This is a genomic window from Streptococcus pseudopneumoniae, from assembly GCF_038148935.1.
Lineage (GTDB): Bacteria > Bacillota > Bacilli > Lactobacillales > Streptococcaceae > Streptococcus > Streptococcus pseudopneumoniae_U.
Genome location: NZ_JBBJZX010000149.1, coordinates 1 through 2,285, shown reverse-complemented (window position 1 = coordinate 2,285; position 2,285 = coordinate 1). Strand labels below are relative to the sequence as shown.

Annotated in this window: 1 protein-coding gene; it reads right to left on the bottom strand. The window is 40.9% G+C overall.

Features of this window, described 5'->3' with window-relative positions:
• Nucleotides 1-431 precede the first annotated feature (431 nt).
• On the bottom strand, nt 432-2,285 hold a 1,854-nt coding region (locus WKI42_RS10145), incomplete at its 5' end, for an LTA synthase family protein (protein ID WP_368081858.1).

The following is a 2,285-nucleotide window of genomic DNA, read 5'->3' as shown; positions in this document are numbered from 1 at the left end:
ATTCCTATAATGTGTGTGATCCAAGTATTTTTGATAGAACATATATTTAGAGTTCGAAATAGGATTATGCAGATAGGTGAAATTATAATTATTCTTGCTTCTATAATATTATTTATTGATAGTATATTTAGTTTGTAACAAAAGGCTTTTCTATAAAATCAAATTTTCCAGATACCTGCTGAAGCTGATTTATCTTCTCTATATGCCTTCTCATCTTTATTTTACTATCTACACCACTAAACTTGACAGACATATATTGCTGATACAACCTCTCTAGCTACAATCTCACAGTTAATACTCTTCGAAAATCTCTTCAAACCACGTCAGCTTTGCCTTGCCGTACTCAAGTACAGCCTGCGGCTAGCTTCCAAGTTTGCTCTTTGATTTTTGTTGATAAAAAGAAATGCTCCTCCACGATGGAAGAGCATCTTTTATTGTGATTTTGATTCGGTTTCTGCAGACTCTGGGTGGAGTTCTTGATAACTTGGTGCCTTGAAAAGGTCAGTACTAGTTTTGCCTTGTCGTTGGCTAAAGAGGCTGGTTGACTGACTACCTTTTTCCTGCTCAATATTTTGCAGAATTGGTAAAGAATTGAGGTAAGAAATACTTTCTGTATCAACTTTTCCAAGATGATCTGCTTGGTAGAAACGAATCAAATCACCAGTTTGAATCTGGTCGCTGATTTTCAGCTGTTGACTAGCTGCTTGCCGAACGCTTTCCAGTTCGGTCTGAGTTTGTTCATCAAGATTGCTGATTTCAAGACCACTTTCAGTATAGTAGGTTCGTCCGTCATAGCTGGTGTATTTTGGTGTGACGAAGGAATTGGCAGTTCGAAAGGCAACGATTTCTTGATGGTCTGGTGATAGGAGGTCTTGTCCAACTTGAAGGAAGGAATTGGACTCAATACCAAGGAGGTGTTCGAGAGTCGGTAAGATATCGATTTGTCCACCGTAGGTATTGATGATTTGTCCTTTTTCATAGCCAGGCATGACTACCATAAAAGGCACTCGTTGCAACATGGCATTGTCGTAATTCGACCAGTTCTCAGAAGTCTTTCCAATCAAGGGTGCCAGCTCAGGATTGCGGGAGTTGGAAATACCATAATGGTCTCCGTAAATGACGATGATGGATTTTTCATAGAGGCCACTTTCTTTGAGATAGTCAAAGAAGGCTTTGATGGCGCTATCCAGATAGTTGGCTGTTTGGAAGTAGCCGTTGATTGTTTCATCTTTGGTTTTGGCCAGTGGGAAACCAAGCTCATCGCCAGTCAGATTGCTAGCATAGGGATAGTGATTGGACACCGTGATATACTTAGCATAAAAAGGCTGCTGTAAATGCTCCAGATACTGGATAGAATCTTTCATCATGATTTTATCATTTAAACCATATTGGAAAGAATTGCTACTGTCTTGCTTGGTGAAGTAGGAAGCATCAAAGAAGTATTGGTAGCCCCATTGTTTATAGGTCGTATTTCGATTCCAGAAGGTCCCGATATTACCGTGAAAGACTGCACTTGATTGGTAGCCATTTTTCGATAGGATGAAAGGCGCTGCCTGCTGGGTATTGGTACCTCCATAGTTGACCATAAAGGAACCTTGGTCAAGTCCAAACAAACCAGTCTCCAGCATGGTTTCCGCATCTGAGGTCTTACCAGCCTTGACTTGGTTAAAGATATTCGAAAAGGCTAGGGTTGATTGCGAATGGTAGAGGGAATTAAGGAAGGGAGTGACTTCATGCTCAGTTCCATCTATGTTGAGTTTATAGTCAAGTAGGAACTGCTGGAAACTTTCCAAGTGGAGATAAATCACATTTTTTCCTTTGGCCAAGCCAAAATAGTCTGGATTGGGCTTAGCCGAATGTTCTTGAATATAATCTGTAATAGGTTGCAGGTCGGTCTCAGAGGCCTTGGCACGTTCCTTGTTGGCGCTATAGGATTGGTTGGCACTATAACCTAGAAAAGCTGGTAAACTGAGGGCGCGGACAACATAATAATTCGAAAATCCTCGTGATAGGAGATCGGGACGCTCAATTTCAGCCAAGAAAAGATTAGCTGAAAAGAGCAGGGCTGAGAGTGCAGTGATAGCAACACTGGAGCGGAATTTGAAAGGTCTCCTATCCAGATGGATGAATTTTTTATAGAAAAGGAAAGCTAGCAATGGGAAATCCATAAAATAGATAAAATCCCAAGGACGCAGTAACTCTAGTTCTGCAGTACCAACAGACACCTTGCTGACCACCTTCATGGTATTAGCCGTGATAAAGTCGCTAAATTCTCGATAGTAAAA